The sequence below is a fragment of the Nocardia caishijiensis NBRC 108228 genome, assembly GCF_001612825.1.
Lineage (GTDB): Bacteria > Actinomycetota > Actinomycetes > Mycobacteriales > Mycobacteriaceae > Nocardia > Nocardia caishijiensis.
Map to the genome: position 1 here is coordinate 521,673 of NZ_BDBE01000025.1, position 21,439 is coordinate 543,111.

23 protein-coding genes are annotated in these 21,439 nt (G+C 68.2%); 16 read left to right on the top strand and 7 right to left on the bottom strand.

All coding sequences use genetic code 11. The features are described from left to right. Positions 1 to 16: 16 nt before the first annotated feature. From NC7_RS09260 to NC7_RS09300, 9 genes are all read left to right on the top strand, one after another. Complete coding sequence (locus NC7_RS09260) at positions 17 to 793, top strand: helix-turn-helix transcriptional regulator (RefSeq protein ID WP_373861240.1); 777 nt, start codon at positions 17 to 19, stop codon at positions 791 to 793. Beyond that, positions 790 to 2,226 (top strand): Fe-S cluster assembly protein SufB, encoded by a 1,437-nt coding sequence (gene sufB, locus NC7_RS09265; RefSeq protein WP_067981090.1) that lies wholly within the window; start codon positions 790 to 792, stop codon positions 2,224 to 2,226. Before NC7_RS09260 ends, sufB begins: the two co-directional genes overlap by 4 nt. Beyond that, the gene (sufD, locus tag NC7_RS09270) at positions 2,226 to 3,404 is read left to right on the top strand and encodes a Fe-S cluster assembly protein SufD (protein ID WP_067981091.1); all 1,179 of its coding nucleotides are present in this window, start codon (positions 2,226 to 2,228) and stop codon (positions 3,402 to 3,404) included. Before sufB ends, sufD begins: the two co-directional genes overlap by 1 nt. A 33-nt stretch (positions 3,405 to 3,437) precedes the next feature. Beyond that, the gene (sufC, locus tag NC7_RS09275) at positions 3,438 to 4,205 is read left to right on the top strand and encodes a Fe-S cluster assembly ATPase SufC (protein ID WP_067981092.1); all 768 of its coding nucleotides are present in this window, start codon (positions 3,438 to 3,440) and stop codon (positions 4,203 to 4,205) included. Positions 4,206 to 4,210: 5 nt separating this feature from the next. Continuing rightward, positions 4,211 to 5,473 (top strand): cysteine desulfurase, encoded by a 1,263-nt coding sequence (locus tag NC7_RS09280; protein ID WP_157101903.1) that lies wholly within the window; start codon positions 4,211 to 4,213, stop codon positions 5,471 to 5,473. 3 nt (positions 5,474 to 5,476) lie between these two features. After that, a complete protein-coding gene (gene sufU, locus NC7_RS09285; RefSeq protein WP_067981093.1) occupies positions 5,477 to 5,953 on the top strand; it encodes a Fe-S cluster assembly sulfur transfer protein SufU in 477 nt (158 codons plus the stop codon). Beyond that, the gene (locus NC7_RS09290) at positions 5,953 to 6,345 is read left to right on the top strand and encodes a metal-sulfur cluster assembly factor (protein ID WP_067981317.1); all 393 of its coding nucleotides are present in this window, start codon (positions 5,953 to 5,955) and stop codon (positions 6,343 to 6,345) included. The genes sufU and NC7_RS09290 overlap by 1 nt, the downstream gene beginning before the upstream one ends. A gap of 128 nt (positions 6,346 to 6,473) precedes the next feature. Next, the gene (locus tag NC7_RS09295; RefSeq protein ID WP_067981094.1) at positions 6,474 to 6,905 is read left to right on the top strand and encodes a DUF4189 domain-containing protein; all 432 of its coding nucleotides are present in this window, start codon (positions 6,474 to 6,476) and stop codon (positions 6,903 to 6,905) included. A 176-nt stretch (positions 6,906 to 7,081) separates the two neighbouring features. Continuing rightward, the gene (locus NC7_RS09300; RefSeq protein ID WP_067981095.1) at positions 7,082 to 7,510 is read left to right on the top strand and encodes a DUF4189 domain-containing protein; all 429 of its coding nucleotides are present in this window, start codon (positions 7,082 to 7,084) and stop codon (positions 7,508 to 7,510) included. 49 nt (positions 7,511 to 7,559) lie between these two features. Here the strand turns inward: NC7_RS09300 and NC7_RS09305 are convergent, their stop codons facing one another. Continuing rightward, positions 7,560 to 8,192, bottom strand: a complete 633-nt coding sequence (locus NC7_RS09305; protein WP_067981096.1) for a TetR/AcrR family transcriptional regulator — start codon at positions 8,190 to 8,192, stop codon at positions 7,560 to 7,562. 147 nt (positions 8,193 to 8,339) lie between these two features. Here NC7_RS09305 and NC7_RS09310 point away from each other — a divergent pair, with 147 nt between their 5' ends. Next, complete coding sequence (locus tag NC7_RS09310) at positions 8,340 to 9,620, top strand: PucR family transcriptional regulator (protein WP_084458223.1); 1,281 nt, start codon at positions 8,340 to 8,342, stop codon at positions 9,618 to 9,620. Between the two features lie 21 nt (positions 9,621 to 9,641). On the opposite strand, the gene NC7_RS09315 is transcribed toward NC7_RS09310, so the two are convergent. Genes NC7_RS09315 through NC7_RS09325 form a run of 3 tightly spaced genes read right to left on the bottom strand, consistent with a single transcriptional unit; the run spans position 9,642 to position 12,182 of the window. After that, positions 9,642 to 10,304 (bottom strand): methionine ABC transporter permease, encoded by a 663-nt coding sequence (locus NC7_RS09315; protein ID WP_067981097.1) that lies wholly within the window; start codon positions 10,302 to 10,304, stop codon positions 9,642 to 9,644. A gap of 1 nt (position 10,305) precedes the next feature. Next, complete coding sequence (locus NC7_RS09320; protein ID WP_067981098.1) at positions 10,306 to 11,313, bottom strand: methionine ABC transporter ATP-binding protein; 1,008 nt, start codon at positions 11,311 to 11,313, stop codon at positions 10,306 to 10,308. Next, a complete protein-coding gene (locus NC7_RS09325) occupies positions 11,310 to 12,182 on the bottom strand; it encodes a MetQ/NlpA family ABC transporter substrate-binding protein (protein ID WP_084458286.1) in 873 nt (290 codons plus the stop codon). Before NC7_RS09325 ends, NC7_RS09320 begins: the two co-directional genes overlap by 4 nt. 161 nt (positions 12,183 to 12,343) lie before the next feature. On the opposite strand from NC7_RS09325, the gene NC7_RS28425 reads away from it, so the two are divergent. Together NC7_RS28425 and NC7_RS09330 are read left to right on the top strand one after the other, a co-directional pair. Then, positions 12,344 to 12,484: an NADAR domain-containing protein gene (locus NC7_RS28425; RefSeq protein WP_236573341.1), complete on the top strand. Its 141-nt coding sequence runs from the start codon at positions 12,344 to 12,346 to the stop codon at positions 12,482 to 12,484. Between the two features lie 95 nt (positions 12,485 to 12,579). Continuing rightward, complete coding sequence (locus tag NC7_RS09330) at positions 12,580 to 13,080, top strand: DUF4189 domain-containing protein (protein ID WP_236573338.1); 501 nt, start codon at positions 12,580 to 12,582, stop codon at positions 13,078 to 13,080. A gap of 51 nt (positions 13,081 to 13,131) precedes the next feature. Here the strand turns inward: NC7_RS09330 and NC7_RS09335 are convergent, their stop codons facing one another. Then, positions 13,132 to 13,665, bottom strand: coding sequence for a GNAT family N-acetyltransferase (locus NC7_RS09335; RefSeq protein ID WP_067981101.1), 534 nt, complete (start codon positions 13,663 to 13,665; stop codon positions 13,132 to 13,134). Positions 13,666 to 13,679: 14 nt separating this feature from the next. After that, positions 13,680 to 14,588, bottom strand: coding sequence for a non-homologous end joining protein Ku (ku, locus tag NC7_RS09340; RefSeq protein WP_067981318.1), 909 nt, complete (start codon positions 14,586 to 14,588; stop codon positions 13,680 to 13,682). A 182-nt stretch (positions 14,589 to 14,770) separates the two neighbouring features. Here ku and NC7_RS09345 point away from each other — a divergent pair, with 182 nt between their 5' ends. Together NC7_RS09345 and NC7_RS09350 are read left to right on the top strand one after the other, a co-directional pair. Continuing rightward, positions 14,771 to 15,832, top strand: a complete 1,062-nt coding sequence (locus NC7_RS09345) for a lycopene cyclase family protein (protein WP_236573336.1) — start codon at positions 14,771 to 14,773, stop codon at positions 15,830 to 15,832. Between the two features lie 183 nt (positions 15,833 to 16,015). Next, complete coding sequence (locus NC7_RS09350) at positions 16,016 to 18,430, top strand: MMPL family transporter (protein WP_084458227.1); 2,415 nt, start codon at positions 16,016 to 16,018, stop codon at positions 18,428 to 18,430. 34 nt (positions 18,431 to 18,464) lie between these two features. Here NC7_RS09350 and NC7_RS09355 read toward each other — a convergent pair whose 3' ends face one another. Beyond that, positions 18,465 to 19,229: an SDR family oxidoreductase gene (locus tag NC7_RS09355; RefSeq protein WP_067981103.1), complete on the bottom strand. Its 765-nt coding sequence runs from the start codon at positions 19,227 to 19,229 to the stop codon at positions 18,465 to 18,467. A 149-nt stretch (positions 19,230 to 19,378) separates the two neighbouring features. Here NC7_RS09355 and NC7_RS09360 point away from each other — a divergent pair, with 149 nt between their 5' ends. Beyond that, positions 19,379 to 21,010 carry an ABC-F family ATP-binding cassette domain-containing protein gene (locus NC7_RS09360; RefSeq protein ID WP_067981104.1) on the top strand — a complete coding sequence of 544 codons (1,632 nt, stop codon included), beginning with the start codon at positions 19,379 to 19,381 and terminating at the stop codon, positions 21,008 to 21,010. A 140-nt stretch (positions 21,011 to 21,150) separates the two neighbouring features. Then, entirely contained in the window at positions 21,151 to 21,420 is a 270-nt protein-coding gene (locus NC7_RS09365; RefSeq protein WP_067981105.1) for a helix-turn-helix domain-containing protein, read from the top strand. Positions 21,421 to 21,439 lie beyond the last annotated feature (19 nt).

A 21,439-nucleotide genomic window follows, 5' to 3' on the forward strand; every position in this document is an offset into this window, starting at 1 on the left:
TGGTGTTGTGAAAACCGTGGGTTTGCGGACAGGCGTGGAAGGGACCGGTCGTAAGGCGACCGGCGCCCGGTCGTCTGCCGTGCCCGCGCACGAGGGGCAGACCCGGGCGGCCATCGTCCAGCTACTGCTCGAGCAGGGTCCCATCACCGCCACCGCCATCAGCGCCGAACTCGGGCTCGCGCCCGCAGGGGTGCGCAGGCACCTCGACGCGCTGATCGACGCAGGTCAGGCGCGCGCGAGCCGGTCGGCGCCGTGGCAGCAGAAGGGGCGCGGCAGGCCCGCCAAGCAATATCAGCTCACCGCCGCCGGGCGTGGCAACCTCGGCCACGCCTACGACGACCTGGCAGGCGCCGCGATCCGTCAGCTCGGTGAGATCGGTGGCGACGAGGCGATCAGCGAGTTCGCCCGCAAACGGGTGCGCACGATCGTCGACGGCATCGAGCCGGTCGCCGAGCACACCGCCCCCGTGATCGAGGCCAAGGTCGAGGAGATCGCCGAGGCGTTCGCCGACGCCGGTTTCGCCGCGACCACCCGCCAGGTGGGTGCCGGAGTGCAGATCTGCCAGCATCATTGCCCGGTGGCCCACGTGGCCGAGGAGTTCCCGCAGCTGTGCGCGGCCGAACTGGACGCTTTCCGCGACCTGCTCGGCACCCACGTACAGCGACTTGCGACGATCGCCAACGGCGATTGCGCCTGCACCACCCATGTGCCGCTGGTCGCGGTGCCGAAGATCCCATCCGCCGCACAGCCCGCGGCGGGACGAACGAACGACTCCGGAAGGAGCGCCGAATGACGACGACCACCGACCAGGCGCAACCGCTGACCCAGGACGAGACCATCGCCTCGCTGGGTAACTACGGTTACGGCTGGGCCGATTCGGATGTGGCCGGTGCCAGCGCGCAACGCGGCCTGTCGGAAGCTGTCGTTCGCGACATCTCGGCCAAGAAGAACGAGCCCGAGTGGATGCTCGACATCCGCCTCAAGGCGCTGCGCATCTTCGACCGCAAGCCCATGCCGAACTGGGGTTCCAACCTCGACGGCATCGACTTCGACAACATCAAGTACTTCGTGCGCTCGTCGGAGAAGCAGGCCGAGAGCTGGGAAGACCTGCCCGAGGACATCAAGAACACCTACGACAAGCTGGGCATCCCCGAGGCCGAGAAGCAGCGCCTCGTGTCCGGTGTCGCCGCGCAGTACGAGTCCGAGGTCGTCTACCACTCCATCCGTGAGGACCTGGAGAAGCAGGGCGTCATCTTCCTCGACACCGACACCGCGCTCAAGGAGCACCCGGAGATCTTCCAGGAGTACTTCGGCTCGGTGATCCCCGCGGGCGACAACAAGTTCTCCGCGCTCAACACCGCCGTGTGGTCGGGCGGCTCGTTCATCTACGTGCCCCCGGGCGTGCACGTCGACATCCCGCTGCAGGCCTACTTCCGGATCAACACCGAGAACATGGGCCAGTTCGAGCGGACGCTGATCATCGTCGACGAGGACGCCTACGTCCACTACGTCGAGGGCTGCACCGCGCCGATCTACAAGTCCGACTCGCTGCACTCCGCGGTCGTGGAGATCATCGTGAAGAAGGGCGGTCGCTGCCGCTACACGACCATCCAGAACTGGTCCAACAACGTCTACAACCTGGTCACCAAGCGGGCCAAGGCCGAGGCGGGCGCCACCATGGAGTGGGTCGACGGCAACATCGGCTCCAAGGTCACCATGAAGTACCCGGCGGTCTGGATGACCGGCGAGCACGCGCACGGCGAGGTGCTCTCCGTGGCGTTCGCGGGCGTCGGCCAGCACCAGGACACCGGCGCGAAGATGCTGCACCTGGCCCCGCACACCTCCTCGACCATCGTGTCGAAGTCGGTGGCGCGCGGCGGCGGTCGCGCGTCGTACCGCGGTCTGGTGCAGGTGAACAAGGGCGCCCACGGCTCCAAGTCGACGGTGAAGTGTGACGCGCTGCTGGTCGACACGATCAGCCGCTCCGACACCTACCCCTACGTCGACATCCGCGAGGACGACGTGACCATGGGCCACGAGGCCACGGTCTCCAAGGTGTCCGAGGACCAGCTGTTCTACCTGATGAGCCGCGGTCTCACCGAGGACGAGGCGATGGCCATGGTGGTGCGCGGCTTCGTGGAGCCCATCGCCAAGGAACTGCCGATGGAATACGCACTGGAACTGAACCGGCTCATCGAGCTGCAGATGGAAGGGGCCGTGGGCTGATGTCGACGCTCGAGACGCCGACCCAGAACCCGGGCGCGGGCGCCGCGGTCAACAAGGGCGAGGTGTTCGCCTCGTTCGACGTGGACGCGTTCGAGATCCCGTCGGGTCGTGACGAGGCGTGGCGGTTCACCCCGCTGCGTCGTCTGCGCGGCCTGCACGACGGCACGGCCGTGCGTGACGGTCAGGCAGGCGTCGAGGTGACCGAGGTCGCCGGTGTCACCGTGGAAACGGTCGACCGCACCGACACCCGCCTCGGCCAGGCCGGTGTGCCCGCCGATCGTGTTGCCGCCCAGGCCTATTCGGGCTTCGAGACGGCGACCGTCATCACCGTCGGCAAGGAGACCGAGGTTTCCGACCCCGTCACCGTGACAGTCACCGGTCCCGGCGAGGGCAAGACCGCCTACGGCCACCTGCAGATCCGGCTGGACAACTTCGCCGTCGCCACGATCGTGCTCGATCAGCGCGGCAGCGGAACCTACGCCGAGAACGTCGAATTCGTGCTCGGTGACAGCGCCAAGCTCACCGTCGTCGCCGTCCAGGAATGGGCCGACGACGCCGTGCACGTCACCGCGCATCACCTGAAGCTGGGTCGCGACGCGAACCTGCGGCACGTGTCGGCGACCCTCGGCGGCGACCTGGTCCGCCTGTCGGGCACCGTGCGCTACGCCGGTCCCGGCGGCGAGGCCGAGTTGTTCGGCCTGTACTTCGCCGACGCGGGCCAGCACTTCGAGCAGCGGTTGCTGGTCGATCACGCCGAGCCCAACTGCAAGTCCAACGTGCTGTACAAGGGTGCGCTGCAGGGTGACCCGTCCTCGCCGAAGGGCGACGCCCGCACGGTCTGGATCGGCGATGTGCTGATCCGCGCCGCGGCCGAGGGCACCGACACCTACGAGGCGAACCGCAACCTGGTGCTCACCGATGGCGCCCGCGCCGATTCGGTGCCGAACCTGGAGATCGAGACCGGTGAGATCGCCGGTGCCGGACACGCGAGTGCCACCGGCCGCTTCGACGACGAGCAGCTGTTCTACCTGCGCGCTCGTGGCATTCCCGAGGACGTCGCCCGCCGCCTGGTGGTGCGTGGCTTCTTCTTCGAGATCATCCAGAAGGTCACGGTTCCCGAGGTCCGGGAGCGGCTCGAGGCGGCCATCGAGGCCGAGCTCGCCACTGTCGGTATCTGACACCCACTTACTGCAACGAAGGATTCGAATTCGATGACCACCTTGGAGATCAAGGACCTGCACGCGGAGATCACCACCCCTGAGGGTGAGTCCAAGCAGATCCTCAACGGCGTGAACCTGACCGTGAAGTCGGGCGAGACGCACGCCATCATGGGCCCCAACGGCTCGGGCAAGTCCACGCTGTCCTACGTGATCGCCGGACACCCCAAGTACACCGTCACCCAGGGCACCATCACCCTCGACGGCGAGAACGTCCTGGACATGTCGGTCGACGAGCGCGCCCGCGCGGGCCTGTTCCTGGCCATGCAGTACCCGGTCGAGGTCCCCGGCGTCTCGATGTCGAACTTCCTGCGCACCGCCGCCACCGCCGTGCGCGGTGAGGCGCCGAAGCTGCGCACCTGGGTCAAGGAGGTGAAGGAGTCGATGGCCGAGCTCGACATCGACGCCGCCTTCGCCGACCGCTCGGTGAACGAGGGCTTCTCCGGCGGCGAGAAGAAGCGCCACGAGGTCCTGCAGCTGGGTCTGCTCAAGCCGAAGATCGCGATCCTCGACGAGACCGACTCCGGCCTGGACGTCGATGCGCTGCGCATCGTGTCCGAGGGCGTGAACCGCTACAAGGAGCGCGAGAACGGCGGCGTCCTGCTGATCACGCACTACACCCGCATCCTGCGCTACATCAAGCCCGACTTCGTGCACGTGTTCGTCAACGGCAAGATCGTCGCCGAGGGTGGTTCCGAGCTGGCCGAGGAACTCGACGCGAACGGCTACGTGCGCTTCACCTCCGCGACCGCTGGAGCCTGACAACCATGACCGCTGTGTCCGTCTCGGGGCCCGCCCTCGACGTCGCCCGGATCCGGGCCGACTTCCCGATCCTGAACCGTACGGTCCGGGACGGGAAACCGTTGGTGTACCTGGATTCCGGTGCGACCGCGCAGCGTCCGCTGCAGGTGCTGGACGCCGAGCGCGACTTCCTGCTCACCCGCAACTCGGCGGTGCACCGCGGTGCCCACCAGCTGGCGGAGGAGGCGACCGACTCCTACGAGGACGCCCGAGTCGCCATCGCGCGCTTCGTCGGCGCCGACGCGGGCGAGATCGTGTTCACCAAGAACGCGACCGAGTCGCTGAACCTGGTGGCCAACGCCTTCGGTGACGACCGGTTCCCGCACCACGTGGGCCCCGGCGACGAGATCGTCATCACCGAGCTCGAGCACCACGCCAACCTGGTTCCGTGGCAGGAGCTCGCGCGCCGCACCGGTGCCACGCTCAAGTGGTACGGCATCACCGATGACGGCCGCATCGACCTGGACTCGCTCGAACTGTCGCCCGCGACAAAGGTTCTCGCGTTCACCCACCAGTCGAACGTGACCGGTGCGGTCGCGCCGGTGGCCGAATTGGTCCGCCGCGCAAAGGAAGTCGGCGCGCTCGTCGTGCTCGACGCCTGCCAGTCGGTGCCGCACATGGCAGTGGACTTCCGTGCGCTCGGCGTGGACTTCGCCGCGTTCTCCGGGCACAAGATGTTCGGCCCGATGGGCGTCGGTGGGCTGTACGGGCGGCGGGCGCTGCTCGAGGAGACCCCGCCGTTCATCACCGGCGGGTCGATGATCGAGACCGTCACCATGGAGCAGACCACCTACGCGCCGCCGCCGCAGCGCTTCGAGGCGGGCACGCCGATGACCTCGCAGGTCGTCGGGCTGGCCGCCGCGGTCCGCTACCTGGAAGACCTCGGCATGGACGCGATCGCCGCCCACGAGCACGCACTCACCGGCGCCGCGCTCGAGGGTCTGCGCGGCATCGAGGGCGTGCGGATCATCGGCCCCACCGAGAACGTGGACCGCGGTGGCGCGGTGGCGTTCGTGGTCGACGGGATCCACGCCCACGACGTGGGCCAGATCCTCGACGATCAGGGTGTCGCCATCCGGGTCGGACACCACTGCGCCTGGCCGCTGCACCGCCGCTTCGGCGTCGCGGCGACCGCGCGGGCGTCCTTCGCCGCCTACAACACCCTCGACGAGGTCGACGCACTGGTGCAGGCCGTGCGGAAGGCTCAGACCTTCTTCGGAGTTGCATAAGACATGCGCATGGAGCAGATGTACCAGGAAGTGATCCTGGACCACTACAAGCACCCGCACCACCGCGGTCTGCGGGAGCCGTTCGGCGCCGAAGTGCACCACGTGAACCCGACCTGCGGTGACGAGGTGACCCTGCGCGTGCACCTCGACGACGCGGGCGAGGTCGCCGACGTCTCCTACGACGGTCAGGGCTGCTCGATCAGCCAGGCCGCCACCTCGATCCTCACCGATCAGGTGATCGGGCTGCCGGTACAGCAGGCGCTGAAGGTCGTCGACTCCTACAGCGAGATGATCTCCAGTCGCGGCACCGTCGAGGGCGACGAGGACATGATCGGCGACGGCATCGCACTCGCGGGCGTCGCCAAGTACCCGGCGCGCGTGAAGTGCGCACTGCTGGGATGGATGGCGTTCAAGGACGCCGTCGTGCAGATCGCCACGGCCGAAGATGCCAAGCCCGCCATGGGAAATGGGGAAGCGTGATGAGTGAGACCAAGGCTGAGGAAGCCACGACCGAAACCGCCGCGCCCGCTCCCGAAGCGGAGTTGACGCCCGAACAGATCCAGCACATCGCCGATCTGGAAGAGGCCATGCGCGACGTGGTCGACCCCGAACTCGGGATCAATGTCGTCGACCTCGGCCTCGTCTACGGCATGTCCGTCGACGACGCCAACATCTGCACCCTCGACATGACGCTCACCTCGGCGGCCTGCCCGCTGACCGACGTGATCGAGGACCAGTCCCGCAACGCCCTGGTGCGCAGCGGCCTGGTCGAGGACCTGAAGATCAACTGGGTCTGGATGCCCCCGTGGGGCCCCGACAAGATCACCGACGACGGCCGCGAACAGCTGCGCGCCCTCGGTTTCACTGTCTGACCAGGTTTTTCAGTTATGCCACTGTGCGGCTCGATGTGATCCTTTGCCGCACAGTGGTTCGACACGTCGATTCGTGGTCATCTGGAGCGTTCCGGGCATCCGGAACAGTTTCAGAGGAGAACTTTCGAATGAGTTTCAAGGGTAAGGCCGGTCTCGCCGTTGTGGCGCTCGGTCTCGCGGCCGGGTCGGTGTTCGGTGCCGGGTCGGCGAACGCGGTGCCGCTCGACCAGTGGGGCGCGATGGCCGTGGACGCGGACTGGTCGAACTACGGTCGCTCCGTCGACTACCCCTCCCGCGCCGAGGCCGAGGCCGCCGCGTTGGAGCAGTGCGGCGCGGACGGCTGCGCGATCGAGGTCGCGTGGGTGAACGGCTGCCTGGCACTGGTGGAGAACGAGCAGTACATCGCCTGGGGCAAGGGCGCGAACCGCGCCGAGGCCGAGCGCGAGGCGTACCTGGCGCTGACCGAGGGCACCCCGCAGAACCTGCTGGTCAACCTCGGCTCGTCGCAGATGGCGGGCGGCACCGTGATCGAAACGGTCTGCACCACCAACGCGAGCTGAATGCCGTAGCGATCGGGCCCGGATCTCCGAGGAGATCCGGGCCCTTCCACGTCCGTGCGTCATTCGCCGTGGTCGTCGATATGACCTTCACCCCTGGAGTTGGCTATTGCCGATCTTTCGATGATGATCTGGAAGGTTCCGGACTTCCGGAACAGTTTCCAGAGGAGAACATTCGAATGAGTTTCATGAGGAAGGCCTGCTTCGCCGTCGCGGCACTCGGCCTTGCGGCCGGGTCGGTGCTCGGTGCCGGTTCGGCGAGCGCCGCGGGTGACCAGTGGGCGTCGGTCGCGTTGAGCGACAACGAGGCCATCTACGGCATCAGCGTGAACGAGGGCAGCGCCGAGGCCGCCATCGCCGCGGCGATCGCCGACTGCCACCTCGCCGACTGCAACGAGGTCATGACCTGGGCCAACGGCTGTGGCGTCCTGGTCCAGAGCAACGACGGCCTCGCCTGGGCATCGGGTCCCACCCGGGCCGACGCCGAGCGCACGGCCTACGAGAGCCTGACCGAGCTGACCCCCACCGCCATGCTGGCCAACACCGGTTCGGCGAACCTCAGCGGCGCCCACGTCGTCGACGCGATCTGCACCGCCAACGCGCGCTGATCGTCGCCCGATTCCGGCCCGGATCCCCAGGGGGTCCGGGCCTTTCGTGTCACCGGGCCAGTTCCGAATCCAGCGCCGAGGCGATCCAGGCGCCGATCATGTCGGCGGTCTGGTCGATCACCACGTCGCGGTCCAGGCCCTCGTCCTCCATCTCCACCGACCGTAGCGCCGTGGCGAATCCGGCGTTGAGCACCACGAACGCCATCGTGTCGATATCGATGCTCTTGGTCGGGCCGAGCAGATGGATCAGGTACAGCTTGATGATCATGCGCAGCCGAGGCTCGAACTCGGGGATGCCGCTGCCGTAGAACTGCAGATCGGCGACCAGCGCGCGGACCAAGGGCCCGTTGGCGACGAGAATCTCCACGGCGGTGCGGATCACCTCGGCCACCGAATCGCGCGGTGTCTTGTCGGCGGCGACGGTGAGGAACTTGCTGTATCGCTCTTCCACCTGCAGGAACAGGCTGTCGGTCAGCTCTTTCACGATCTCGTCGCGGTCGTTGAAATACCGGTACAGCGTGCCGATGCTGATACCCGCCTCGTTCGCGATCCGGTTGGTCGAGGTGTTGCCGATCCCTCGGGTGCCGAAAAGGTGAGCGGATACCTCCAGAATGCGTGCCCGCGTCTCTCGTGCTCGGTCCTGCTTCGGACGTTTGCGCTGCTTGTCGGCTTGTGGGGGCATCGGAGTACCTCGCGGGAAAGAGGAGTAGAAGGTGAGCGGTTACTCACCCTACAGTCATGTCACGAAGAAGACCTCGGTGTCGGCCATCACGTTCGGTTCGCTCCGGGGAAGCAGCACCGACACGGTGTGTAGAAGGAGGAGTCGACGATGACGATCCCATTGGACAGGGGGCTGACATCCACGCTGGTCACCCATTTCGTGAACAACGTGGCGACCTGTCGAACGTTGCCCGGCGACGCGATCTCGGGCGAGGTCACCTCGGTGACCAGAATGTGCCTCGAGATCTGCGCCGGACTGCTCGACGGGCGTGACGAGGAGGCCAAGCTGCACCGGCTCGCGGTCGCGGCCTCCGGATGGGCGCGCGAGGGCGTGCCCATCGACACCATCCTGCACGCGTTGCACGAGGGTTTCCGGATCGGTTTCGACGCGGCGTGCGCGGGGATGAGCCTGCCCGACGAGTTCCGTCGGCTGATCGCGATCTCGGATGTGCTGTGCACCACCGTGACTCGCGCCTACATTCGCGAGCACCGGGAGATCGCCGGTGAACACCACACGGCCGTGCACACGCTGACCTCGGCGCTGCTCGCCGGGCAGCCGACCATCACGATGGCCCGCGAGTGCGGCATCTCGGTGGCCGAATCCTATGTGGTGCTCGCCCTTTCGATCGCCGAGCACCCGGACGAGCACGACACCCGCCTGAACTCCTCGGTGGTCGCCCGGCGCAAGTTGCGCCGGGTGCAGGCCGCGCTGGCGCACCGGTGCGGGGAGCAGGCGCTGTCGCTGCTGTCGGTGGACGGTGGCACGCTGCTCATTCCGGCCGACCTGCTCGCCGACGATCAGCTCGACGGTCTGGTCGAGGCCCTGTCCCGGGCCGCCCGGGTGGACGTGACGGCGGCGCTCGTGTCCGCACCGGCCGCCGAGATTCCCGACGCGGCCCAGCGCGCCCACGAACTGCTCGACATGGTGGAGCGCCTCGACTGCGAACCCGGCCTGTACCGCTTCGGTGATCTGGCACTGGAATACCAGCTCACCCGGCCGGGGCCCGGCCGCGCGCGGCTCGGTGAGCTGCTCGCGCCGCTGGACAAGCACCCCGAGCTGTACGAAACGCTGCGCGTGCACATCGCCAACAACATGAACCGCCAGCGCACGGCCCGCCTGCTGCACATCCACACCAACACCGTCGACTACCGGCTGCGCCGCGTCGCCCAGCTCACCGGGCTCGACCCGGCGCAGGCCTCGGGGTTGTGGCAGTTGCGGTCGGCGATGATCGCGCGCAGCTTCCACACCGGGCCGAAGGCGACCGCCGAGCCGGTGCAGGCGACCGGTTTCGGCGCACCTGTCGGATTGGGGACCAGCGGTGCCCGCCGGGCCCGGGTGGACGCCGAGGTCTGCCCGGTGCCGGGGCTCGGCGGGGCGCGTTCGGCCTAGGGTCGGCCCGGAGTGGGTGGTTCAGCGGCGCAACACCTTCCGGGCCAGCCAGTTGCCGAGGAACTGCACGGCCTGCACCCCGGCGATGATGATCAGGACGGCGACGAGGGTGACCTCCCATTGGAACTGCTGGTAGCCGTAGACGATGGCGAAGTCGCCCAGTCCGCCGCCGCCGACGGTGCCCGCCATGGCGGAGATGTCGACGATCGAGATGACCACGAAGGTGTAGCCGAGGATCAGCGGCCCGAGGGCTTCCGGGATCAACAGCGTGAGGACGATGCGCAGCGGTCCCGCACCCGCCGCGCGGGCCGCCTCGATCACCCCGGGGTCGACCGTGACGAGGTTCTGCTCGACGATGCGGGCGATCCCGAAGGAGGCGGCAACGATCATCACGAACAGCGCCGCCTCGGAACCGATGGTGGTGCCGACCACCTCGAGGGTGACCGGGCCGAGCGCGGCGAGCAGGATGATGAAGGGAATCGGGCGGACCAGATTGACGAGCACATTGAGCACCAGATGGATCGGCGCGTTGGCCAGCAGCCCGCCTTTGCGGGTGGTGTAGAGCGCGGTGCCGAGGACCAGCCCGATCAGGCCCGCCACCACGAACGTCACGCCGACCAGGTAGACGGTCGTCCCGATGGACTCGAACAGGATCGGGCGCAGTTTCGTCCAGTCGGTCTCCATCTCAGCCCTTCCGTTCCAGGTCGGCGACGACGCGATCCACCGCGTCGCCCGGTCCGTGCAGGGCCAGGGTGATGCTGCCGAACGTCTTGTCCTGCAGGGTGCTCACACCGCCGTAGACGATCTCGAAGCGCACCTCGGCGGCGGTCGCGGCGGCCAGCGCCGCGCCGATGCCTCGGTGGTCGTCGATGTCGACGGTGACCAGCCTGCCGCCGTGCACGTCCCGCAACCGCTCCAGCTCGCGCGCATCGGGGCGGTCGCGCAGGACGGTGGACACGAAGGAGCGGGTCGACGCCGCCCGCGGCGCCGCGAAAACATCGAAGGTGGGCGCCAATTCGACGATCCGTCCCTCGGCGAGCACCGCGACCCGGTCGGCGACCGCGCGGATCACGTCCATCTCGTGGGTGATCACCACGATGGTCACGCCGAGTTCGGCATTGATCTTCCGCAGCAGCCGCAGCACCTCACCGGTGGTTTCCGGGTCGAGCGCTGAGGTGGCCTCGTCGGCGAGCAGCAGCGACGGCGAGGTGGCCAGCGCCCTGGCGATGCCGACGCGCTGCTTCTGCCCGCCGGAGAGCTGATCGGGATAGGCGCGGGCCTTGTCGGCGAGCCCGACGAAGTCGAGCAGCTCGGCCACCCGTGCCTTGCGCGCGGCCCGCTTCCACCCCGCCACCTTCAGCGGATACTCGACATTGCCCGCGGCCGTGCGCGACCGGAACAGGTTGAACTGCTGGAACACCATGCCGATATCGCGGCGCAGCGCGCGCACGGCCGATTCCGGCACCCCGGTGATGGGGGTGCCGGAGATCGTGACGGTGCCCGACGTGGGCTTCTCCAGGGCGTTGATCAACCGCACCAGGGTGGACTTGCCCGCGCCCGAATAGCCGATCACGCCGAAGATCTCACCGCGTTCGATCCGCAGATCGATGTCGTCGAGCGCGACGTGCGCGTCGGCGCCTCGGCCGAACACCTTGGTGACCGAACGGAATTCGACCGCGGCCGGGGAACTCACTTGTTCGTCCGGATGCCCTGCTGCACCCGGTCGAGGATCTGTTCGAGCTCGGCGCCGGGTCGGGTGACGGCGACGGCGGTGTTCTTGGTGACCTCCGCGTGCGCGGCGGCCACGGCCGGGTCCTTCCAGATCTCGACCAGCTTCAGATAGGTCGGGTCGGTCTTGTCCTCGGCGCGGGTGACGATCACGTTGATGTAGGGCTCGGCGGCCGGGTTCTTCGGATCGTCCTTGTAGAGCGCCGAATGCGGGTCGATGCCGGAACGCTCGAGGAAGGTGTTGTTGATCACCGAACCGTCGACGGAGGCCAGCGAGAGCGCGGTCTGCGCGGCGTCGACCGGGGTGACCCGCACCTTGGACGCGCCCTTGTCGATATCGGCCGGGGTGGGTTGGGCCGAGGTGCCGGACAGTCTCAGCAATCCGGCGGCCTGCAGCACGAACAGGGCGCGCGCCTGGTTGGTCGGATCGTTGGGGATCGCGATCTCACCGCCCTGCGGGATGTCGGCGACCGCCTTGTGCTTCTTCGAGTACAGCCCGAGCGGGACGATGTAGGTCGAACCGATCGGGGTCAGCGTGTCCGAGCTCGCCACGTTGTACTGACCGAGGAACTGCAGATGCTGGAACAGGTTGACGTCGATCTGCTTCTGCGACAGCGCCACGTTGGGCTGCTTGTAGTCGGAGAAGTTGGTGATCTTCAGCGTGATGCCCTGCTCCTTCGCCTTCTGCTCGAAGACATCCCAGGCCTTGTCCTTGTCGGTGGTGCCGATCCGGACAACGGTGCCCGATTCCGCCTCACCCGATCCGCACGCCGTGAGGGTCAGGGCCGCGGTGGTGACGAGGACCGGGATCGCCAGTACCCTACGGAATTTCACTTGTACTCCCGAGTTGCTCGCTTCGATGAACTCGGTCATCCAAGCCGCGTCCACCCCACACCGACAACGGTTCGAATTGTCTCGAGCCAAACCCTCACCAAGAGTTGGACGACCGTCTAGTTTGAGCGCGGGAGGCGTCTTGCGATCTGGGCGGTGTGCTCGTGGAAGCGAGTCCGCTGGATCGGGTGTGGGGGATCGGGTTGTCGGCACAGGACGAGCGGGCCGTCGATCCCCGGCGGTGGCGGGGTCTGAATCTGTTGGGATTCGCCGTGATGCGGGCCCGCGACGAACTCGGCCGGTAGAGCTATTCGGGAAAGGTATTTCTCGGCGAGCTTGTGGGCGTTCATGATTGAGGGTGGTCCCGATCTGGGGCCGAACTTCGATGGGGAGAATTCTGATGTCTGTTGTGGGCAAGTACGCCCTCGGTGTGGCCGCCATGTCTGCGGTGGCCGCGTTCACGGTGGTCGCCGCGGGTCCGGCCTCCGCCGGTGCCAGCGGTGTGGCCATCGCCGAAGCACCCGGCTACACCGCGGTGTCACGTGATGGTGGTTTCCAGGCCGCCGCCGGTGACCTCTACGGCGCGCTGGCGCTGTCCTCGGACGAGGCCGTGGTCGCGTCCGCGGTGAACTACGGCAGCTGGGCCGACGCCCAGCACGCCGCGCTCGCCGAATGCGGTGTGTGGGACTGCCAGGTGGTCGTCTCGTTCCGCAACGCCTGCGGTGCCGTCGCCCAGGGCGCGGACTACCGCTTCGGCTGGTCGTGGGATCACTCGCTGGCCGCGGCCGAGCGGTCGGCGGTGGACGTGCTCGGGCTGAGCGCCCCGCCGTTCCCCGACCTTGGCTCGGCCTCGCCGCGCCCGGCGCGCGTCATCCTGTCTGCCTGCACGGCCAACGTCTGACCGAGTGAACCGAGGGGCGCGAACCTGAACGGTTCGCGCCCCTCGCTCGTGTCAACGGCGCGGGTGGTCCAGCGAGAGACGTCCACGCCGAACGAGATCGTGCTTGGCGATCGGCGGCAGCGGCTCGTCGGCTGGGGTCTCCGGATTGGTGCGGACCAGCAGGGTGACGGTGGCGGCGGGCACGAAACCGCTGCGTCGCATCAAGGCCGCCGAGGCGCTGTTTCGCTCCTCCACGTCGGTGACGATGTGCTGGGCGCCGCGTGCGAACAACGCCTCCGAGCAGACGTCGACCAACCGCCGGGCGATGCCGTGTCCCTGCATGTCCGGCGCCACGGCGATCCACTCGAGATACGCCCAGTCGTCACGGTGCTCGAACTCCATCGACCCGAGCACGAACCCGACCACCCGGTCCGAATCCAGGGCCACCCAGCAGGCGTTGTCGGGGCTGTCCAGATGCTCGGCGACGGCCGTCAGCGACCAGGACGTGTACGGCTTGGTGGTCGTGTCGAAAACCTGATGCCCGAGGTCGAGGACCTGACGCAGATGCCCGAGACCCATGGGGACGACAGCGATCGCATGGTCCATGGGGCCAGTGTGCCCTAGGCCCCCTTGCGGGCCGTGGACTTGCTCGCCGTGGATTTGCTCGCCGACTTGCGCGGTGCCGCCTTCTTGGCCGCCGCTTTCTTCGCCGGTTTCTTCTTCGGCGCGGCGGACTCGCCCTCCCGGCGCCCGCTCGCCTCGAGGCTGCGCTGCAGGGCGGCGACCAGATCCACCACCTCGGCATCGGGCTGCTCGGCCGGTTCGGCGGCGGTCGATTCGACCTTGCCGGTGCCGCTGGCGATCGCCTCGTCCAGCAATTTCTGCAATTCGATCTGGTATTCGTCGGTGTATTCGCCCGGATCGAAATCACCCGACATCGACTCGACCAGGGTTTCGGCCATCTTCAATTCCTGCGGGCGCGGGGTCGGCGCGTCCTCGAGCGACGGGAAATCGACCGCGCGCACCTCGTCGGGCCACAACAATGTCTGCAGCACGAGTACACCGTCGCGCACGCGCAGCGCGGCCAATCGGGTCTTCTGCCGCAGTGTGAAATGGACGAGGGCTGTCTTGTCGATCCGTTCGAGCGTGGCGGCCAGCAGTTGATATGCCTTCGGCGTCGCGGAATCGGGTTCGAGATAGTAGCTCTTGTCGAACAGCACCGGGTCGATCTGATCCGACGGCACGAATTCCAGTACCGGGATCTCGTGCTTCTCCGCGGCGGGCAGCTTGGCAAAGTCCTCGTCGGTGAGCACCACCTGTTCACCGTCGGGCGAAACATACGCCTTGTCGATATCGGAATACTGCACCGATTTGCCACACACCTGGCAGACCCGGTCGTATTTGATCCGGCCCCCGTCCTTGGCGTGGACCTGATGAAACCGGATGTCGTGGTCCTCGGTCGCGGTATAAACCTTGACCGGGACATTGACCAGCCCGAAAGCGATCGAGCCCTTCCAGATCGACCTCATAGACCCCATCATGATCGATCCGTGCTTCCGGGGCGAGCAGGCGATGCACAACCGGTGCTCCGTCGTGATGCGCGCGCACTTGATTCCGTGTTCACCACGGTCGGTGCTGGTGATAACGGCGACAACGACAATGCGGGACACGACCGGCGGCGTTTCGTCGGGAGTCTGATCCAATTGTGCGCGTGCGCGCTGAGTTGATCATTTGTGGACTGGGGCCCGCGGGCCGGGCGGCGGCCCATCGGGCGGCCGGGCGGGGAATGTCGGTGGTGGCGATCGATCCGCACCCGGAGCGCACCTGGACGGCGACGTACGCGGCGTGGGCGGACGAGGTGCCGGAGTGGGTGGGCGACGAGGTCTTCGCCGGAGACGGCGTCGAGCCGACGGTGTGGGCGGTGGGGGAGCATCGGGTGCGGCGCGACTATCGGGTCTTCGACACCGCGCGGTTGCGGCAGGCGCTCGCGCTGACGGGGGTCACGGTGTGCGCTGATCGGGTCACCCACCTCGACGCGCGCCGCGGGATGGTGCGAACCGCGGGTGGGCGGACATTCGAAGGTCGCGTGATCGACGCGCGGGGCGTCGGGCGCGCGCGAGGGCGGGCCGAGCAGACGGCTTACGGGGTGACGGTCGAGGCGGACGGGCCCTGCGTGTTCATGGACTGGCGGCTCGACAACGGCGCCGGACCCGATGAACCCCGGTCGTTCCTGTACACGGTGCCGGTGGGGCCGGGTCGGATGCTGTACGAGGAGACCTGTCTCGTGGGGCGCCCGGCCCTGACACCCGAGGTGTTGCGCACCCGGTTGGAGCACCGGCTCGGGCAGCGGGGAATCGCGATCGGAGGCACGGAACCCGTTGAGCGCGTGCGTTTCCCCGTGGAGGGCGGACAGCCCGGCGGCGGCCGGTTCGGCGCCGCGGGCGGCCTGATCCACCCCGCCACCGGATACAGCGTCGCCGCGTCCCTGGCCGCCGCCGACACCGTCGTCGACGGGGCCTCACTGTGGACGCCGCGCGCCCGTGCGGTCGCGGCCCTGCGTCGCGCGGGACTGCGGGCGTTGCTGGCCCTCCCGCCGCGCGAGGTACCGGTCTTCTTCGAGGCGTTCTTCGCCCTCGCACCGGCCCGGCAGCGTTCGTACCTGTCCGGCCACGACGACCTGACAGGTACCCTCGCCGCGATGCGGGCCCTGTTCACCGAGCTGCCCCCACGGGTGCGCCGCACCGTCGCGATCTCCTCGCTCGGACTCCGCTGAGCCGCAGCGGTACCGGGGATATCCGAGCGACGGCGCGAACGCCGCCGGGTTGCTAACATCGCCGGGCGAACGCGCCGACCCGCCAGCAGGATCGGGCCGACGAGGCGGGCCGACCGGGTGACACCGAGTACCGCACGTCGAGACGCGTGCCGCAGCGTTGCTCGACGAGACAGGGGTATACCGGTGTTCGAATTCACCAAGCGGCGTGGCCGCTGGGTGCTCGGTGTTTTCGCAGTGCTCGCGCTGGTGCTCGGAGCACTCGGCGCCACCCTGTTCGATCGGGTGGAGGGCGGCGGGTACACCGACAGCGGCAGCGAGTCCAGCCGGGCGCTCGACGTGCTGCGCGACGAATTCGGCCAGGGCCCACCCAATCTGGTGTTGCTGGTGGAAACCGAGGACTCGGTCGACGACCCCGAATCCACCGCCGCCGCGACCGCGCTCGTCGCCAACCTGCAGGAACGCGCCGGTGTCACCGATGTGGTGTCCTACTGGACCACCCATCAGCCCGCGCTGCGCAGCGTCGACGACAAGCAGGGCCTGATCGTGGCCACCGTCCTCGGCAGCGAACGCGAGATCGATGAACGGGTCGCCGCCGTCGCCGCCGACCTCACCGGTACCCAGGGCGAACTGCGGGTCCGCGTGGGCGGTTTCGCGATGCTCATGCACGAGACCGTCGAACAGAGCAAGACCGACATCGTCAAGGGCGAGGCCATCGCGTTCCCGCTCACGCTGCTGGCCCTGCTGTTCGTGTTCGGCGGGCTGGTCGCGGCGAGCCTGCCGCTGCTGGTTGCCGTGGTGACCGTCGTGATGACGATGGGCACGCTGTGGTTGCTCGCTCTGCTCACCCCGCTCGCGGTCACCGCGACGAACGTGGCGACCCTGCTCGGGCTCGGCCTGGCCATCGACTACAGCCTGCTGATCGTCAACCGCTACCGCGACGAACTCACCGAGGGCCGCGCCCCCGCCGACGCCGTCCGCGCCACCATGCGCACGGCGGGCCGCACCGTCGCGTTCTCCGCCCTCACCGTCGCGGTGGCGCTGGCCGGTCTGGTGTTCTTCCCGCTGTTGGCCATCCGGTCGATGGGGTACGCGGGCGTGCTCGTCGCCGGTCTCGCAGCCCTGGTCTCGCTGACCGTGCTGCCCGCGATCCTGCTGCTGCTCGGCACCAACATCGACCGTGGTCAGCTCGGCTGGTGGTTCCTGCGCGCGCCTCGACCCGCGCCGGGCGAGGGCGCCTGGCACAAGTTGGCCACCGCCGTCATGGGCAGGCCGATCCCGATCGGTCTCGCCGTCGCCGCGGTGCTGTTGCTGCTCGGCACCCCGTTCCTCGGGGTGAAGCTCGGCTTCCCGGACGAGCGGGTGTTGCCGCCGTCGATGAATTCGCGTCAGGTCGCCGAGACCGTGCAGCGCGACTTCGGCGACAGCGACCAGGACACCCTCGTCGCCGTCCTACCCGACAGCGCCTACAGCGCCGAGGGCCTGGACGCCATCGCGCGCACCATGTCCGATCTGGACAACGTGCGCCGCGTCGACACCGCGACCGGCAGCTACGCCCAGGGCGGTCTGCTGGCCGAGCCGACCGCGCTCAACGCCCGCTTCCGGGCCGAGCGGGCCGCCTACCTGTCGATCGTGCCGTCGACCGGTGACAGCCACGAACTCGCCACCCTGGTGGAGCAGTTGCGCGCCCAGGAGGTGCCGAGCGAGATCCTGATCGGCGGGGTCGCGGCGGCCAACGTCGACTCGGTTGGCGCCATCGAGGACGCCCTGCCGTGGGCGCTGGGCTTCGTGGTGATCCTGATGCTGATCGTGCTGTTCCTGCTCACCGGCAGCGTGGTGCTCCCGGTGCTCGCGGTGGTGCTCAGCGCGCTCAGCCTCACCGCCACCTTCGGCGCCCTGGTCTGGATCTTCCAGGACGGGCACCTGTCGGGGCTGCTCGGTTTCACGGTTACCGGTGACCTGTCGGCCACCGTTCCGGTGATGCTGTTCGCCGCCGCGTTCGGCCTGGCGATGGACTACCAGGTGTTCCTGCTCTCGCGCATCCGCGAGGAATACGACCGCACCGGTAAGAACGAGGCGGCCGTCGCCCTCGGCCTGGAACGGATCGGGCGCATCGTCACCGCGGCCGCCATCCTGATCTCACTGGTGTTCCTCGGCTTCCTCGCCTCCGACATCACCTTCATGAAGGCGTTCGGCATCGGACTGCCGCTGGCGGTGATCGTCGACGCCACCCTGGTCCGAGGGTTCCTGCTGCCCGCCGCGATGAAGGTACTCGGCGAGGCCAACTGGTACGCACCGGGATTCCTGCGCAGGCTGCACGACAGGTGGGGGCTCGACGAAGGTGGCTCGCGTGCGAATCACCCGGTGCCGGTGCGTGATCCGCTCGGCGTCACCGGCAAGCCGACCGTCGAGGTGATCGACCCGCTCGCCCGTGCCGAGGCCGAACGTGCCGCCGCGGCCAAGGTGGACGACCCGCTCGCCCGTGCCGAAGCCGAACGTGCCGCCAAGGGTGACGAGGCGTCGTCGGCGTCCGCGCGGACCGCGCAGAGCAGGCGCGCCGCCGCGAGCGATGAGGCGCTGGCGGGCGCGCGCGAGGACTGAGTGGGGGCGGGGCCGGTGCGGCCCCGCCCTCGGTTCAGATGCCGCCGGTGGCCAGCAACCCGCCGTCGACGCGAACACAGTCACCGGTGATCCAGGACGCCTCGTCCGACACCAGGAAGGTGATCAGGCGCGCCACGTCCTCGGGCGCGCCGAGCCGCTTCATCGGGTACACGCCGGCCGCCCGTTCCTCGTCGGCGGAGAACAGGGCATCGGCGAACTTGGTCTTCACCACCCCGGGTGCCACCGCGTTCACCCGGATGTTCGGCCCGAGCTGCCACGCCAGTTCCTCGGTGAGCCGGATCAGCGCCGCCTTGGAGGCACCGTAGGCCGAGATCACCCCCGACGAGCGGATACCGGCCACGCTCGCCACGTTCACCACGGCACCTCCGTGTTCACGCATCCACGCCTTGTAGGCCTCCTGGACGTAGCCGAGCGCGGCCACCACGTTCACGTCGAAGATCTTGCTCACCGCACCGAGATCGGCGTCCATCAGCGCACCGTAGACCGGGTTGATGCCGGTGTTGTTGATCAGGATGTCGAGCGAACCGAACTCGGCGACCGCCCGGGACACGGCCTCCGCGCGCGCCTCGGCGTCACCGGAGTTGCCCGCGACGGTGCTCACCTGACCCTTGTGGCCGAGGTCGCGCAACTGCTGCGCGGCGGCGTCGAGCGGTTCGGGTTTGCGGGCGGTGATCAGCACATTCGCGCCCGCGCGCAGCAGTTCGGCGGCCGTTGCCAAGCCGATGCCCCGGCTTGCGCCGGTGACCAGAGCGGTACGGCCAACTAGATCGGTAGTCATGCGATGAGAGTAACCACGCTCACATCCGTCGGCGCCAGGTTCGAAGCGCTCTCGGTGGGGCGGTAAAATAAGTGGTTCTTGTCGGAACCGTCGGTGCACCATGGAGACGGTTCGGCGACCACCTGCTTTCGACATCGAGGAGAAGCTCTGTGATCACGGCGACCGACCTGGAGGTCCGGGCCGGAGTCCGCACCCTGCTCTCGGCCCCCGGGCCGGCGCTGCGGGTGCAGTCCGGCGACCGGATCGGGCTGGTCGGGCGCAACGGCGCGGGCAAGACCACCACCCTGCGCATCCTCGCGGGCGAGGGCGAGCCCTACGCCGGGAAGATCACCCGCTCCAGCGAGATCGGTTACCTGCCGCAGGATCCCAAGGAGGGCGATCTCGACGTGATCGCCCGCGACCGCGTGCTCTCGGCCCGCGGCCTCGACGCGCTGATCCGCGACATGGAGAAGCAGCAGCTGCGCATGGCCGAGGTCGCCGACGACGCCGAACGCGAGAAGGCGATCCGCAAGTACGGGCGCCTCGAAGACCAGTTCTCCTCCCTCGGTGGTTACGTCGCCGAGAGCGAGGCCGCGCGCATCTGCAACAGCCTCGGCCTGCCCGACCGCGTGCTCGACCAGCAACTGCGCACCCTGTCCGGTGGTCAGCGCCGCCGGATCGAACTGGCCCGCATCCTGTTCTCCGCCTCCGACGGCAGCGGCGGGCGCTCCGACCGCATCCTGCTGCTCGACGAGCCGACCAACCACCTCGACGCCGACTCCATCACCTGGCTGCGCGGCTTCCTGCAGAACCACGACGGCGGCCTCATCGTCATCAGCCACGATGTGGAACTGCTCGACGCCGTGGTGAACAAGGTGTGGTTCCTCGACGCCGTGCGCGGTGAGCCCGACGTGTACAACATGGGCTGGAAGAAGTACCTCGACGCCCGCGCCACCGACGAGCAGCGTCGCGTGCGCGAGCGCGCCAACGCCGAGAAGAAGGCGAGCGCGCTGCGTCAGCAGGCCGCCAAGCTCGGCGCCAAGGCCACCAAAGCCGCTGCGGCACACCAGATGGTGCGTCGCGCCGAACGGCTGATCTCCGAACTCGACGACGTGCGCGTGGCCGACAAGGTGGCCCGCATCCGGTTCCCCGAACCCGCACCGTGCAGCAAGACACCGCTGATGGTGAAGGACCTGACCAAGCTCTACGGTTCGCTCGAGATCTTCACCGGCGTGAACTTCGCCGTGGACAAGGGATCTCGCGTCGTGGTGCTCGGCCTCAACGGCGCAGGTAAGACGACCATGTTGAAACTGCTCGCCGGAGTGGAGACGCCCACCGCCGGTGGTGTCGAACAGGGCCGCGGCCTCAAGGTCGGCTACTTCGCCCAGGAACACGACACCCTCGACGACCAGGCGACGGTGTGGGAGAACATTCGGCACGCCTCACCGGACGCGGGTGAACAGGAACTGCGAAGCCTGCTCGGCGCCTTCATGTTCAGCGGCCCGCAGCTCGAGCAGCCCGCCGGAACCCTGTCCGGCGGTGAGAAGACCCGCCTCGCCCTGGCCGGTCTGGTCTCCTCGGCGGCCAATGTGCTGCTGCTCGACGAGCCGACCAACAACCTCGACCCCGTCTCGCGCGAACAGGTCCTCGACGCGCTGCGCACCTACGCGGGCGCGGTGGTCCTGGTGACCCACGACCCCGGCGCGGCCGAGGCACTGAACCCGGAGCGGGTGATCCTGCTGCCCGACGGCACCGAGGATCACTGGTCGGCCGAGTACGCCGAACTCATCGACCTCGCCTGAGCAGACTCACGCCGACACGGAGATCGGTGTGTCGCGTGGGAACTCGCGGGCAGTTCGTGAGGTTCGTCACTGTTTTTCGTTGATCACCGGGAGCGGAGTGTCTAGCCTGGAATGAGCTGCTCGGCGACTCGGAGGAAGCCATGAGCGACAGTGCGAGACAGGCCGCTCGGTCGGCCAAGGCAACATCGACAGGCAAGGCCGCGCTGGGGAAGGGCACCCGCGTCACGGGGAAGTCCCGCGACAGGTTGCAAACCCAGTTGAAGAAGCAGTACGAGGCGGGAGCGAGCATCCGTTCCCTGGCCCGGGCGACGGGCCGCTCGTACGGCTTCATTCACAATGTGCTGGTCGAATCGCATGTCGAACTGCGCGGGCGCGGCGGCGCCAACCGGCGCAAGGCTCCAGAGGCATAGCGGCCGTTGGAGCGGGATC